This is a genomic window from Vibrio sp. 10N.239.312.C11 (assembly GCF_041466065.1).
Taxonomy (GTDB): domain Bacteria; phylum Pseudomonadota; class Gammaproteobacteria; order Enterobacterales; family Vibrionaceae; genus Vibrio; species Vibrio tasmaniensis_A.
Genome location: NZ_JBFSRZ010000016.1, coordinates 19085 through 34209 on the forward strand (window position 1 = coordinate 19085; position 15125 = coordinate 34209).

A 15125-nucleotide genomic window follows, 5' to 3' on the forward strand; every position below is an offset into this window, starting at 1 on the left:
TAGAATTCTAACTTTTCTCATCGCACGAAAATATACATACACACTCATATAGTATGACGCAGAACTGGCAGTTATACCGTATAAAAATGACGCATGTAGTCATTTATGGAATCAAGATCGAGTCACAGAATCAAGTTCGAGTTTTACCCGTTCTAAAATGAAACCAGAAACCAAGTACGTCGTGGGGCCTTAATGTATTACCGCTAGATCTGAATATCTTATCGCATGAGCTTGCTGCATGAACTTAGTGCATAAGTTTAGTGCGTTATCGCAATATCTCTTTGCGCGACACTCACGCCTTTAATTTGTGCGTAGACACGTTGCCCAATTTCTAAATTCAGCTCATCCAGCGCCCACAATGTAATGGTTGCCCATAGGTAGCATCCGGCCTCAAGTTCTAACTCGACAGCGACACTCTGCTTATTCGAGCCTTGCTGGTGCGTCTCTACCCTTTTAATAGTGACAGGAAGGATATTACGTATCGAAGTGCCTTGCGGCTGCTGTAGCGTGATAGAGACATCATTTGCCCTCACTTGCAGCCTTACCGTAGTGCCAAGCTCGCTCGACACCTTTTGAACCCAAAGTGACGTTGATTTACCTAACGTTAGACGTGACAACGCATAATCATCATTATGTTCCGCTAATGTCGCTTCAAACAACGAACTTTGCTCTGAAAAAGATTGCCACGGTTGCATGGCTCTCGATGCCCATACCTCTTCCGTCATCCCCGATGAAATAACTGTGCCTTGCTCAATGATCACAAGGTGATTTGCCAAGCGTAATATTTCATTGAGGCTATGAGTGACATAGATAATCGGTATTTGAACGGTTTCAGATAAGTTTTCCAGAAACGGCATTACTTCACGCTTACGAGGTAAGTCCAGAGACGCCAATGGCTCATCCATCAATAGAATGCTGGGCTTAGACAACAGTGCGCGGCCAATCGCAACACGTTGCTTCTCACCGCCAGACAGACGGGCTGGATAGCGATCAAGCAGCGAGTCCAACGATAGCAGCGAGACTATTTGTTCAAAGTGCGCGTTATCGACGCATTTCATGCCGTACTTTAAATTCGCAGCTACCTTCATGTGTGGGAACAATCGTGATTCTTGGAATACATAGCCGACGTTGCGTTTGTGCGTTGGTAAGTTGATGCCATTTTCACTATCAAACAGAATGGTTCCAGATACGCTGATCAAGCCACTATCTGGTTGTTTGAGACCACTAATGGCATTGATAAGTGAAGTTTTACCTGCACCAGAACGACCGAAAATTGCCGTAATACCAGTACTTGGCAATTCTAAATCAATATCAAAAAACGTTTCACCAAGCTGTTGCTGATATTGGAGGACCAAAGTGCTCATGCGACTCATGCGTTACCCCCCAAACGTTTTGCTGACTTTTTGTTGAGCCATTCAGAAAGCATCAGTGAACTCAGTGCGATCACAATAGAAATGACACACAAACGAGCCGCTTCCATTTCTGCTCCAGGGGTTTCAATAAAGGTATACATGGCTAAAGGAATAGTTTGAGTTTCACCGGGAATATTTGAAACGAAGCTGATGGTCGCACCAAATTCACCCAGACTTCTTGCGAATGAAAGCATGGTGCCAGTAATGATCCCTGGGATCATCAGCGGTAATGTAATAGTGAAGAACACACGAAGCGGTGAAGCGCCCAATGTAGCTGCGGCCTCTTCAAGTTTACTGTCTACGGTTTCTAAGCTCAGTCGTATAGAACGTACCATCAGAGGCAACGCTACGACCACACACGCTAGAGCAGCGCCCTTCCAACTAAAGCTGAATACAATACCAAACACGTCATTAAGCCAAGAGCCAATAACGCCTTGTCTACCCATCATCACTAGCAGCAAATAACCGATGACCACAGGTGGAAGCACCAAAGGCAAATGGACAATACTTTCTACAATGCTTTTGCCCACAAATTGTTTCTTAGCAAGCAGCCATGCCAAGCCGATGCCGATTGGAATAAGCCACAAGATGGCAAAACCAGCGACTTTCAAGCTCAGCATTAAGGCTTGGTATTCGTATTCCGATAGATACATCATTTAACGCACTTCAAATCCAAAACTGTTCAAGGTGTCCTTCGCTTTTTCGCTCTTTAGGAAAGTATAGAACTGTTCTGCGACGACTTTATCGCTCAATTTAGCTACAGGGTAACGTATTGACGTATGTAAATCTGATGGGAACGTCGACACTAGGTTCACTTCTTTAGATAGCAATGCATCTGTTTTGTAAACAATGCCAAGCTTAGCTTCACTACGCTCTACCAAAGCCAATGCCATACGTACATTGTTACTTGGTGCCAATCGAGTCTTCACATCGTCCCATACACCTAACGTTTCTAGCGCTTCTTTCGCATAGATACCCGCAGGAACCGACATGGTGTTGCCAACTGCAAGTCTTTCATTCATTAGAAGTTTAGCCCATTGGTCACCGCTTGAGAGGTCCAAAGATATTGGCGTCTCTTTCGGGGAAATTAACACGAGTTCGTTTTCGCACAAGTTTGTGACATTGTCACTAGCAACCAATTGGCGATCGACTAAATGCGTCATCCATTTTTCGTTTGCCGAGATAAAAATGTCTGCTGGCGCACCTCGTTCAATTTGGCGCACCAAAGACGACGTGCTCGCATACACTGGAATAACATCGACAGAATGATCTTTCTCAAACTCTTCAACCAACAAGTTAACCGCGTTCGTCATCGACGATGCAGCATAAACTCGTAGTTTTTCAGCAGCCAAAAGATGAGTAGAACTCAGTGCTGAAACTAAGACGATAGTTAAAAGGATGACTCGTTTTTTCATTATTCTCATTTAATCTATTGTTCGTTTAAATTCTTGAGCTAACTTCTAAGTTGCGGCCTAAGCTGTTAATTCAGGCCAAAGCAGGTCAAGGTTCAAGTGATCTTCGATGGCATCAGCGATTCGATTGATACCCAACTCTTTAAGCTGTTCATGGTCAATCGCTGTCACATCATTAGCACCTGCCCATTCGCAAATAAGCGACAATGCATCACTGTTATCGAATACGCCATGCAGGTAAGTACCAAAAATTGAGTTATCTTGATTCACAGCACCATCAACACTGCCAGATTCTAACTGAACCGGTAATACCGTTTCATTGACATCAGTCCTACCTACGTGGATTTCATACCCTTTTACTTGTGCAGTTTTGCCATCAAGTGTCATGGTTCCACACACATTGGTTAAAGTTTTCTGCTGTGTTAGTGTCGTTTCAGTATCAAGATACCCCAACCCTTCACTGCTTCCAGATTTCCCTTCAACGCCATCTGGGTCGTGGATGATATTCCCTAGCATCTGATAACCGCCACAAATACCCATCACTTTCCCGCCCAAGCGAAGATGACGCTGAATATCTTTATCCCAACCTTGCTGTTTTAGGTATTCCAAATCGGCTCTTACCGATTTTGTTCCCGGCAATACAATCAAATCAGCGTTGTTCAGGCGCTCGCCTTTGCCTACGTAACGTAAATCAATCGACGGGTTAAGTCGCAGAGCGTCAAAGTCTGTATGGTTACTGATTCGAGTTAGTACTGGCACTACAACCTTAAGTTTAGCTTCTCCATCAGACTCTTGGGCTGAGGTTATCGCATCCTCCGCCTCTAAGTTAAAACCATGCAGATAAGGCAAAACCCCTATCACAGGCTTACCTGTTTTCTCTTCTAGCCAATCTAAACCAGATTGAAGTAACGCAATATCGCCTCTAAAACGGTTTATCACAAAGCCTTTTACGCGCGCTTGTTCAGATTCAGATAATAGAGCTAATGTGCCGTAGAGGTGTGCAAAAACGCCGCCACGATCAATATCAGCAACGATGATCACTGGGATGTCTGCCTTTTCAGCAAAGCCCATGTTCGCGATATCGTTTTCTCGAAGATTGATCTCTGCGGGACTGCCCGCACCTTCAATCATCACGCTTTGGTATTCTTCAGAAAGTCGATCAAACGAATCGACAACCGAATTCATCGCAACTTTCTTGTAGTCGTGATATCCGGTCGCTTCCATATTCGTCAGTGCTCTTCCTTGTAGAATCACTTGCGCACCCGTATCTGAATTGGGTTTTAGCAATACAGGATTCATATGGACGGTAGGCTCAATATTACAAGCTTGTGCCTGAACCGCTTGAGCACGACCAATTTCGCCACCATCTTTTGTCACTGCGCTATTTAGCGCCATATTTTGAGGCTTAAAAGGTGCCACTTTGATGCCTTTCCTTGCCAAAACACGGCATAAACCTGCCACCAAAACACTTTTTCCGGCATCTGACGTTGTCCCTTGAACCATAAGGGCGTTTAACGGTGATCGCATCTGTACTTAAATCCTTTATTTCTTAATTTTCAATTTATAGCTGTGGGCAATATTTCTCTGCCTCCATCTTAACGTCATTGTCGTGTAGATGCTCAATAAAATGAATGGAAAATGAATGTGTTACTCACTCTGGATTCAACCCCAGTGTTGTTTAATAGCTCCATCGAAACGAAGCTTACAAACAAAATAAGCGCACTCACGAAAAGAAACGTTTCAAATTAAGAAAAACGTTTCTAATAAAAACAACATTAAGGGATTCACCATGAAAAAAACTGTATTAGCTATCGCATCTACTATTATCCTCGCTCCTACTTTCGCAATGGCTAGTGACCATCACAGCGACAGTAACAGTAATCACAACAATAGCGACAGTAACCACAAGCATCAGAGCGCTATTGCGTACACGGGACCGATTGAAACCGTTTCAGTTGCGACTCTACTAGCAGACACCAGCATGTTCGCAGAGCAAGAAGCAATCGTAGATGGCAAGATTGTTCGTCAACTAAAGAACGATACGTTCGTATTCTCTGATGGTCAGAGTGAAATTCAAATCGAACTGGATGACGATATCCTTCTAGCGCAACCGCTCACCGCAGATACAAAAGTTCGTATATTTGGCGAATACGAAGGTGGTAAAACGCCAGAGATCGAAGTAGATCATATTCAAGTTTTGTAAGATACAAACTCCGTACCGTCGACTTCAAAGACATGATTTATAACAAATGGCCTGCATATTGCAGGCTTTTTTGCATTATAATGCCGAAAAATATAATTAATATGGAGTCACCATGCTAGGTAGCGCAAACAAGACGGTCCTTTTGGGGTTGGTTACACTGTGTTCATTCTCTGCGTATGCAAACAACTTTAACTACAATACATTTGAGCTACGCACAGGTATTAGCCCTAGTACATTTGGTGGCGAAGTCACAACAATGTTCACTCAAAACTCACACTTTGTTGCTCGAATCGATTCTGAATTTGAAGGGGATTGGGATGCGGCTGTAGGTATGGGGTTCAACGGCCCAATTAATCAGTTGGCTGATATTACTGGACAGATGTTACTGCACAACATCGAACGTAATGATGGTAACCACATTAAAACTGAAATCAATATTGGTTTAAGAGCTTGGTTGCTGGCAAACATAGAAGTTAACGCCCGCCTTGGTCAACTCGTCGACAGCGACGACACGAGTTCAATTGTCGGTGTAGGGGCTCGCTTCCACTCAACAGAACAGCTTTCAGTAGGTATTGACCTTCGAAATAACGGTACTTACGGCCACCAATTCTTAATGTCAGCTCGATTTGGCTTTTAAGTCTATTCAACACTTATGATCCATCAGTGAGCAAATGTTAAATTCGATTGTTTAAACGGTAACTTAAAGGCTAATAGTCTCGTGACCTATTGGCCTTAATGTCTGATTTTGCAACTAAAAACTAAACATTTAGTTTAAAATCCTCGAAAATCACCCTTTCTCGTCACTTCCGTTTATAACTCATTTTTATACTATTCATTTATTGATAAAAATCAGTAATAAAATATCTTTACGGTAATACGGCGTACTGCTACTCTCTTCCAAATTTCTAATAGAGTGAAGTACCGTAAATGGGTGTTAGCAATATTTCAATCAAGAACAAATTAACATTGATGTTTGTTGTCATTATTTTCGCAATGACTATGATTCAGACTTATGTAACAGGTAAGCAACTTCTTAACGAAACCTATCGTTCCATTCAGCAATATTCAAATACACTAACTGATACAACGGTATCGGGTATAGAAAAATGGATTGAAGGCCGAATTAACGTTGTAAATGCAGCGAAAAATTCATTTACTTTTACCGATGACCCAACCAGCTATTTAACTCAAAGTACGAGTGCTGGTAAGTTCCAAATTGCCTACGCAGGGCTTTCTGACGGTCGCTTTCTTCTAGGTGGTGATTTGCCAGTACCGCAAGATTACGACCCACGTACTCGAGATTGGTACAAAGCGCCTATGGCGGCAGGTCAAACAGTCGTCACTGAACCCTATGTTGATGTGGCTACGAATGACCTAGTGGTAACAATTGCAAGCCCATTCAATACCAACGGGTTCTCTGGCGTTATTGGTGCAGACCTGAACTTAAACACCCTCATCAATGATATTGTAAGTATTGAGCAACCTGGTGTTTACGCTTTTCTTGTCGATGGTAAAGGTAATATTGTTGCCCATAGAGACCGTGGCCTAACGCTAAAGCCTGTTTCTAATATTTCAAACAACCTTTCTGCTCAGAAAATCAAATCACTTGCGCAAAATCCAGAATTTGAAGAGTTAACCATTAAAGGTACCGACTCCCTTCTTTCTGCTCAGAAAGTTCCTCATACAGACTGGTACTTCACTGTTGTTATAGATAAAGATCACTCTTTTGCTTCTTACTATTCATTAGTTCGTCAGTCGGTAATATTTGGTCTAATACAACTTGCTGTAATCGCATTTGTTGCGATGTTTATCATCAAGAAAGCACTGTCGCCATTAACGACACTAAGCTCGGCAATGGAAGCATTGTCCAAAGGTGACGGCGACTTAACACAGCGTATGACTGTTCATAGTAAAGACGAGATTGGCACCCTAGCGCATCACGTCAACGCGTTCATAGCAAAACTTCAAGAGATAGTGCGTGATATTGCGGGCTCTTCGAACCAGCTTAATCAGCAATCTGAAATTAGTACCAATGTCGCTCGTCAAACAAGTGAAGGTCTATCAGTCCAACTTCACGAAATTTCTCAGATTGCTACAGCCGTACATGAAATGTCGGCAACAGCAGAAGAAGTAGCAAACAACGCGCAAATGACGGCTGATTCAGCGATCAGTTCAACAGAGAATTGTGAACAAGGTAAGCAAGTCATCATTCGTAACCAAGATTCCATCACTAGTCTTGCTCAACAAGTTGAGAACGCTTCAGGAATCATTCAAGAAGTTGAGAAGAATGCGTTAGACATCAACACTATTCTATCAACCATTTCTGATATTGCAGAACAAACTAACCTATTGGCCTTAAACGCAGCGATTGAAGCAGCACGTGCGGGTGAACAAGGTCGCGGCTTTGCGGTTGTGGCAGATGAAGTTCGTGTTCTTTCTCAACGAACTCACAGTTCTACAGACGAGATTCGCGAAATGATCGAGACTCTTCAGAAAAACAGCGTCAGTGCGGTTGAATCAATGCAACGTAGCCAAGACTTGGCGCAATCAAGTGTCGATGATGCAAACAATGCGACTATTGCACTGGAAGAGATCGCGACATCGATTCAACAGATCTCGGAGATGGCTTCACATATCTCGAATGCTGCTTCTGAGCAAAGATCGGTTACCGGTGAAGTCAGTAAGAATATTCAGTTGGTTAATGATGTATCAGAAAACATGTCTACTGAGGCTGATAACTCTCGTCACTTGTCTGAAGAGTTGCGCGGTATTGCTCAACAGTTGAATACTCAAGTTCAATTGTTTAAATACTAGACGTACGGATAATTCGTTCTAGCTCTTGAGCGCGGTTAAACAATGTTGTTTAACCGCGTTTAAAATTAGAACCAACATCAGAACGACAAAAAGCCCCCGACCACTATTGTGTTCGGGGGCTTTCTTATTCTCATTACTTTCTTATTATAGTTAGCAAATAAACAGTTAGCTGCTAGCCGTTTACCTAATTACTAATGCAACTATAGGTCAACAAATACGGTTATAGACCGACTAAGACTGTTATAAGCTAACCATCAGCATCTTTTTCTGATGATCCAAGTACTCTTCATAAGTACCTTGGAAGCTCACTAATTGTTGGTCTTTTACATCAATGATGTGTGTTGCTAGCGAAGAAACGAACTCACGGTCATGGCTTACAAAGATAAGCGTCCCCGTGTAAACCTTCAATGCGTCGTTCAGGGCTTGGATTGCTTCCATGTCCATGTGGTTCGTTGGTTCGTCCATCACAAGCACGTTGATGTCTTGCATCATTAGCTTGCCGAATAACAGACGGTTTTTCTCTCCACCAGAACAGTTACGCGCTTTCTTGTTCGCATCATCAGCAGTAAACAATAGACGACCTAGAATACCACGTACCATAAGGTCATCGTGCTTCACTGTACGCCATTGTGAGATCCAATCGAAGATACTCAGGTCGTTATCAAAGTCAGACGTGCTATCTTGTGGGCAGTAGCCTACTGATGCGTTTTCAGACCATTTAACGATACCTTCGTTTTGTTCTAGCTCTTGAACTAGGCATTTCAATAGTGTTGTTTTACCCACACCGTTCTCACCGATAACGGCAAGACGAGTACCCGCTTCAAGTAGCAAGTTACCACCAGCAAACAGTGTTTCGCCATCGAAGCCGTGACCAAGCTCTTTAAGTTCAAGTGCTTGACGGTGCAGTTTCTTACCTTCACCAAAGTCAATAGATGGGCTCATACGGCTCGATGATTTCACTTCATCAAGCGTGATTTTGTCCATTTTCTTAGCACGTGAACTTGCTTGCTTTGCTTTAGATGCGTTAGCACCAAAACGGTTTACGAAATCTTGAAGCTCGCTGATCTCAGCCGCTTTCTTAGCATTGCTCGCTAGAAGTTGATCTCGAATCAAACCCGACGCTTCTAAGAAGTACTCGTAGTTACCCGGGTAAACACGTAGCTCGCCGTAGTCGATATCTGCCATATGTGTACATACAGAGTTAAGGAAGTGTCTATCGTGCGAAATGATGATCATTGTACATTTACGCTGGTTTAGCTCTTCAGCAAGCCAGTTAATCGTGTGAATGTCCAAGTTGTTGGTTGGTTCATCAAGAAGCAGGATATCTGGGTTTGCAAACAGTGCCTGTGCCAATAGCACACGCAGTTTCCAACCCGGAGCAACTTGTTGCATCAGGCCGAAGTGAAATTCTTCTTCAATACCCGCTTGAATTAGGATATCACCTGCACGGCTTTCTGCTGTGTAGCCATCCATTTCCGCGAATTCACTTTCAAGCTCAGCGACTTTCATACCATCGTCTTCGCTCATTTCTGGCAAAGAGTAAATACGGTCACGTTCTTGTTTTACTTCCCACAATTTTTTGTCACCCATGATCACTACATCGATAACGCTGTACTGTTCAAAAGCGAACTGATCTTGGCTTAGCACACCCAGTTTTTCTCCAGGAGTGATCGAAACGTTGCCCGAGCTTGGCGTCAATGCGCCACTTAGGATTTTCATGAACGTTGATTTTCCGCAACCATTGGCGCCGATCAAACCATAACGGTTTCCGTTACCAAATTTAGCAGAGATGTTTTCAAACAGCGGCTCTGCGCCAAATTGCATTGTGATGTTCGCGGTAGATATCAAAGAACTAATTCCTAAGCGTGTACTGACAGATAATTATTTGGCTATTTCAATTAGCCAAAATAAGAAGTACGAAAGTATGGATTAAACATAAAACGAAGCGCGGATTATATAGAGATCAGGATCACATTGTCGAGGTTAAACAGTGAACGAATGAAGAACAACGCACAATAAAGTGTATTTCGTCGTTTATTACATCATAAAAAGAAAAAATCCCCACTAATTCCATTAGTAGGGATTCCATTTCTCATCAATAAAAGCATCATACTCTAATTCGAATGAATACTGATTGACGCTATTTAGTTACTTTTTTCTGAACGTATTTTTGACCAACATCGACAACTGCAACATCTCTAAAGAAGCTTCTCCCCAACAGAATTGGGAAAGAAAGATGCGTTCGATCTGCTAGCGTAAACTCAGTCTTATCTTTTAGATCGCCGATTTGAATTGAAGCGACAACAACAGCACGTCGTTGTGTACCTTCCGCGCTCGACTGCTTGATCTTAACCCAACGCTCTACCGGCAAGCTGATCTCTTCAGTTGTGATGCCATCATGTTCAATTTTGAACTTAACCCAATCTTTACCGTCACGTTCGAAATCAACAATATCAACGGCACTGATTGATGATGTTGTTGCACCTGTATCAACTCGTGCTTTAAACGCTTCTTTAAGACCAGGAACAAACACCCACTCCTCTTCGCCAAGAATCAGTTTGCCGTCACTTGTCTTGGTTGGTTTTGCAGTCGGTTTTTGTTCAGGCTTTGGTTTCGCTTCTGGTTCCGTTGGTTTTACTTCTTCAGGCTTCTCTGTAGGTTCCGTTACTTTCTCACCTTCCGTTGTGTCAGTCTTAGAAGAGTCATCCACAACAGGTTGTTCTACTTGAGGCTTTTGCTCTGGCTCGACAGGAACTTGAGTCGTCGTCGAACAAGCAAACAGGCCACCACTTAGCATTAAAACTACAATCGCTTTCCAATTATACATTCAGTCACCTTCTATTTTGAAACGTTGGCTATCGCTTTAGCCACATAAGGAATATGGGATTCAGAAAGGCCTGCGATATTGATGCGTCCATCACCAACACCATAGACTCCATATTCTTCACGTAGTTGATTCATTTGAGTTTCTTTAAAGCCTAGTACACTAAACATGCCTTTATGGCTTTCGATGAAGTCAAATTGTGACGTGTTGTAAGTATTTCGCAATTCATCACATAAACTTTGGCGCAGATTTAACAAACGTTGCTGCATTTCACTCAACTCTTGTTTCCAAATCGCCGTTAGTTCTTGATTCTGAAGAATTGTTTTAACCAACGCGGCACCATGGTCTGGCGGCATTGTGTAAGTTGAACGAGCCAGCGTCAGTAGCTTACCTTTAGCATTGCTTACGTGTTCGCTGTTCTTACCGATAACAATCGCTGCCCCCGTTCTTTCACGGTACAAACCGAAGTTTTTCGAACATGACGTCGTAATCAACATCTCTTCTACGTTGTTCGCCATATGTTGAAGACCTTTGGCGTCTTCTTCTAGGCCATCACCAAACCCTTGGTAGGCAATATCAACAAACGGTAAGAAACCATTCTTTTGCGATAACTTAGTAATTTCCTGCCACGCTTCAAAATCAATGTCAGCACCCGTTGGGTTATGACAGCAACCGTGAAGAAGTACCACGTCTGATGGACCTGCTTTTGAAAGGTCATCCAACATTCTTGCAGTATCAACTTGCTTCGTTTCAGGACTGAAGTAATTGTAGTATCGAACTTTTAAGCCTGCCGCTTCCATCACCGGTTTGTGGTTAACGTAGCTTGGGTTTGAAATCCAAACCGTTGTGTCTGGTTGAGAGACTTTCATCAAGTCACCCAACATGCGAAGTGCACCACTTGCACCTGGTGTTTGAATCGCAGCAACGCGACCTATTGCAGCAGTCCCTTTAAGCAACAAATCAACCATGCTTTGGTTAAACTCTTCACAGCCTGCTAGGCCAACATAAGCTTTGGTTTTCTGTGTTTCAACAACGATATCTTGAGCCTTAGAGACGGCTTTCATGATCGGTGTTTCACCTTGGTCGTTTTTGTAAACGCCAATGCCTAAGTCGACTTTATCAGTACGAGTATCGCCGCGGTAAGCGACAGACAGAGATAGAATTGGATCTAAAGTTGGTTTTGGTAGATGTGAAAACATGAAAGTCACAACCCTTTGAAATTCAAGTATGAGTTTCACGTTAACATTATCGTAGACAAATCAGAAACATTTTTTAATAGAAGCGCTTAGTTACCATAAGTAATCAGAAGTAATCAGAGATTGGTCATTTCAAACGGATAAACAGTGCAAATTTCAAACACCTAATAACCTATTGCACAATTCAAAGCGCTGTATGTCCAGGTATCTCATGCTTCTATGTGTTATGTTTCTATGCTCCCTATTAAGATCGCTATTGTGCACTTTGTTTGAATTGTCTTGGTGTCATTTCTGACCACGCTTTAAACCGAGTGCTAAAGTTAGCGGCATTTGGATATCCTACTATCTCACCAATGTGTTGAATCGACCAATCACTCGATCTAAGTAGCCGCGCAGCGTATTCCATTCTCATACGCATAATATGAGTCATTGGGCTGTGTGAGTAATAGCGCTGACACAAACGATGGAAGTGTGGCTCTGAGCACGGGAATAAGCTCGCGAGTTCATGAACATTCCACTCTTTGTGCAACTGTTTTTGTACGTTGTCGAATACGCGCCTTAAGCGAATCAAATTTCGTGATTGCTGCTGCGGAACCGGCGCATTAATCATGAACTCTATTTGGGCAACGCAGTGAGTGGCAATCGCTCCACCTAAATCTATGGGTAAGGCAATACTTCTCAACAGAGTATGAATGCACGACGAGACGACTTCTGCCGCCGGAGACAGCGTATAACTCACTTCATCACTGACGACATTTTCCCATTGTTTATTAGGCGAGAGAAAGATCCATGCGATCTGCCATGTTTCTTCTTCAATACCAAAACCGTTCTCAACGCCTGCAGGAACAGTAATGCAAGAGCCTGGTTCTAGAATGTAGCGACACCCTTCGCTTTCGAGCCATCCCTTACCTCTCACGGTATACAGCAACATGTGTTTTTGTTGGTTTTTCCGGTACACCGAAAAAAAATCGCGGCACGACGCCGTACCACACTGAACGATACCGAGCTCTTCAAATGCCAATACGTGGCTTTGATCGACAAACTCTTGATGCGTCTTTTCAGAGATCTCATACCTTTCTTGTTTATCACTCATATCACTGCTAACTCATTCAATTGGCCAACTTATCAAAGTGGATAGTTTGGCAAAAGTTTGTGATGAACAGGAAGAATACAGCGAAAACAAATGCCGATAAACTTCTCGCATAATCACTACCGGGGAAATGCGATGCTCTCGACATATCGTCATTTAGACAAAGAATTTTGGCAAAAACTATTACACATCGGTTTACCAGTCTCGTTGCAAACCATGTTGTTTTCACTGCTTGGCGTGGTCGATATTTTTATGGTCAATCAGCTTGGTGATTCTGCAACCGCCGCTGTTGGTGTTGGCAACCGTATCTTCTTCTTCAACTTGATCATGGTATCGGGGATTAGTGGAGCTGTGAGCGTGCTAGCTTCGCAATATTTTGGTGCCGGTGATTTCAACGGAATTCGACGTACACTAGCGCAATCATGGGCACTTTCGATCTTTGCCATCATTCCCTTTGTGTTCATCTATACATTGGCTCCTGAATCAGTCGTGTCTGTGGTGGCCTCAGACCCTGATTACGTCCGCTTGGCAACGGATTACCTTTGGATAACAGGAGCCAGCCTTATTGGTACCGCTGTAGTTGTGCCGCTAGAGAGTGCACTTCGCTCTGTGGGCGAAGCCAAGCTCCCCACCAAAATCAGTATCTGGGCAATCATCGTCAATGCAATTCTCAATGCCCTATTGATCTTCGGCTTGTTTGGGTTTCCAGAACTGGGTGTGGTTGGTGCGGCTATTGGCACCACAGTATCTCGATTCTTTCAAACCATTGCATTGCTTGTTATGGCAAGAAAACATTACCCGCACCTATTCCCGACGTTAAGCAATTGGCGAGATGCGTTATTACCGAAGCATAGAAAGAAGTACTTTACGGTGGCTATACCTATGTTGGTTCACGACACTGCGTGGGCGGGCGGGATTCTTATTTACAACGTTATTGTTGGCCAAATGGGGGTTGGAGAACTTGCGATCATTTCCTTGCTATCGCCTGTCGAAAGCATTTTGATCTCTGCTTTTTTGGGTTTTGCGGTTGCGGCTTCCATCATTCTAGGTAACGAGATCGGTGCGAAGAACTATCAACGTGTCGAGAATACAGCTTGGGGTTATGTGTTAGTGAGTTGTGGGCTTGCTGCTTTACTGGCGTTAATGTGCTTTATCGCCAAACCCGCGATCGTATACATGATCGGTCTTACTCACTTAGCGCTCAAAGATACGGCCGTTAACGTTACCTTAGTAATGACACTCGGTATGGTACTAAGAGTCTTCAATATGGTTGGTATAGGCGGAGTGCTGAAAAGTGGTGGAGACATCAACTACAGCATCTTCATCGACCTGTTTGGCCAATGGGCAATCGGTATTCCCCTCGCCTATTTCACCGCTTTGGTACTGGGTTGGCCGCTAGAATGGGTTTTGATGATTGTGCTGCTGGAAGAGTTAGCGAAAATAGCTTTAACTAGCCAGCGGATTCACTCTAAGAAATGGATCAACAACTTAATAGAAGAGCCAGATCAGGTCGTTGCTTGAATGGTAGTTTAAGCGAATAAACGAAAAGAACTCACACCCAAGGGCCGATTGGTTGCATTGCGCTAACCATGACGCCCTTTTTCGTTTTACGAGTGTGCTAAGCCACGACAACTGTTATATGTCAGTAAATCGATGAATGATTTGGTTTGAGCTACCACGCCAATCCAACATCGGATCCACTTTGTCTTGCTCGAAACGACCATCAATCAAAGTATCCACGTATTCAAGCACTTGCTTCTGCTTTTCATCGAGTTCGTCGAGCTCGTAACCCGTCCACATCCAAATGTCTTTACCTTCGCACTCTGCTTTTACACGCTGAACAAGCTGAAGCACTTCAGATACGTTTGCAGGATGCAGAGGATCACCACCAGAAAGCGACAAGCCACGACGCTTGATTCGCGGATCGTTCAGATCAGCGATAATGTGGTCTTGCAGTTCTCGAGTGAACAAGTGCCCTGAGTCCAAACTTTGCGTCGATTGGTTGTAACACCCGCGACACTGGTGCACACAACCCGACACAAACAAAGTGCAGCGTGTTCCCGGGCCGTTTACAACGTCGATTGGGTGATATTGATGGTAGTTCATAAGGCAGTTTTGAAAACTCGTTATTGCTTAATAGTTTGAAGCGAAATGCTGTAAGAGCTGAAATAAAA

13 protein-coding genes are annotated in these 15125 nt (G+C 43.4%); 4 read left to right on the top strand and 9 right to left on the bottom strand.

Annotated elements, in window-relative coordinates:
* Positions 1-257 precede the first annotated feature (257 nt).
* The 4 genes from modC to AB6D07_RS09310 are packed head-to-tail and all read right to left on the bottom strand — an operon-like array spanning position 258 to position 4351.
* Positions 258-1364, bottom strand: a complete 1107-nt coding sequence (gene modC / locus AB6D07_RS09295) for a molybdenum ABC transporter ATP-binding protein ModC (RefSeq protein WP_029222763.1) — start codon at positions 1362-1364, stop codon at positions 258-260.
* A 5-nt stretch (positions 1365-1369) separates the two neighbouring features.
* Positions 1370-2068: a molybdate ABC transporter permease subunit gene (modB, locus tag AB6D07_RS09300; RefSeq protein WP_017102126.1), complete on the bottom strand. Its 699-nt coding sequence runs from the start codon at positions 2066-2068 to the stop codon at positions 1370-1372.
* Positions 2069-2827, bottom strand: a complete 759-nt coding sequence (modA, locus tag AB6D07_RS09305; protein WP_017102125.1) for a molybdate ABC transporter substrate-binding protein — start codon at positions 2825-2827, stop codon at positions 2069-2071.
* A 57-nt stretch (positions 2828-2884) separates the two neighbouring features.
* Positions 2885-4351 carry a cobyric acid synthase gene (locus AB6D07_RS09310; RefSeq protein WP_017102124.1) on the bottom strand — a complete coding sequence of 489 codons (1467 nt, stop codon included), beginning with the start codon at positions 4349-4351 and terminating at the stop codon, positions 2885-2887.
* Between the two features lie 262 nt (positions 4352-4613).
* Here AB6D07_RS09310 and AB6D07_RS09315 point away from each other — a divergent pair, with 262 nt between their 5' ends.
* The 3 genes from AB6D07_RS09315 (at position 4614) to AB6D07_RS09325 (ending at position 7841) form a co-directional block, all read left to right on the top strand.
* On the top strand, positions 4614-5027 hold the full coding sequence (locus AB6D07_RS09315) for a YgiW/YdeI family stress tolerance OB fold protein (RefSeq protein ID WP_012600619.1): 414 nt from the start codon (positions 4614-4616) through the stop codon (positions 5025-5027).
* A gap of 112 nt (positions 5028-5139) precedes the next feature.
* Positions 5140-5664 carry a hypothetical protein gene (locus AB6D07_RS09320; RefSeq protein ID WP_009845348.1) on the top strand — a complete coding sequence of 175 codons (525 nt, stop codon included), beginning with the start codon at positions 5140-5142 and terminating at the stop codon, positions 5662-5664.
* 290 nt (positions 5665-5954) lie between these two features.
* On the top strand, positions 5955-7841 hold the full coding sequence (locus tag AB6D07_RS09325) for a methyl-accepting chemotaxis protein (RefSeq protein ID WP_017101870.1): 1887 nt from the start codon (positions 5955-5957) through the stop codon (positions 7839-7841).
* Between the two features lie 240 nt (positions 7842-8081).
* On the opposite strand, the gene AB6D07_RS09330 is transcribed toward AB6D07_RS09325, so the two are convergent.
* From AB6D07_RS09330 to AB6D07_RS09345, 4 genes are all read right to left on the bottom strand, one after another.
* A complete protein-coding gene (locus tag AB6D07_RS09330; RefSeq protein ID WP_080518033.1) occupies positions 8082-9689 on the bottom strand; it encodes an ABC-F family ATPase in 1608 nt (535 codons plus the stop codon).
* 292 nt (positions 9690-9981) lie between these two features.
* Positions 9982-10668 (bottom strand): RimK/LysX family protein, encoded by a 687-nt coding sequence (locus tag AB6D07_RS09335; protein ID WP_012600617.1) that lies wholly within the window; start codon positions 10666-10668, stop codon positions 9982-9984.
* An 11-nt stretch (positions 10669-10679) separates the two neighbouring features.
* On the bottom strand, positions 10680-11864 hold the full coding sequence (locus AB6D07_RS09340) for an amino acid aminotransferase (RefSeq protein WP_029222762.1): 1185 nt from the start codon (positions 11862-11864) through the stop codon (positions 10680-10682).
* A 250-nt stretch (positions 11865-12114) separates the two neighbouring features.
* Positions 12115-12954: an AraC family transcriptional regulator gene (locus AB6D07_RS09345; RefSeq protein WP_017102122.1), complete on the bottom strand. Its 840-nt coding sequence runs from the start codon at positions 12952-12954 to the stop codon at positions 12115-12117.
* A 90-nt stretch (positions 12955-13044) separates the two neighbouring features.
* Between AB6D07_RS09345 and AB6D07_RS09350 the strand changes: the two genes are divergently transcribed.
* On the top strand, positions 13045-14472 hold the full coding sequence (locus AB6D07_RS09350; RefSeq protein ID WP_017102121.1) for an MATE family efflux transporter: 1428 nt from the start codon (positions 13045-13047) through the stop codon (positions 14470-14472).
* Between the two features lie 114 nt (positions 14473-14586).
* Here AB6D07_RS09350 and nrdG read toward each other — a convergent pair whose 3' ends face one another.
* Positions 14587-15057 (bottom strand): anaerobic ribonucleoside-triphosphate reductase-activating protein, encoded by a 471-nt coding sequence (gene nrdG / locus AB6D07_RS09355; protein ID WP_017102120.1) that lies wholly within the window; start codon positions 15055-15057, stop codon positions 14587-14589.
* Between the last annotated feature and the right edge of the window lie 68 nt (positions 15058-15125).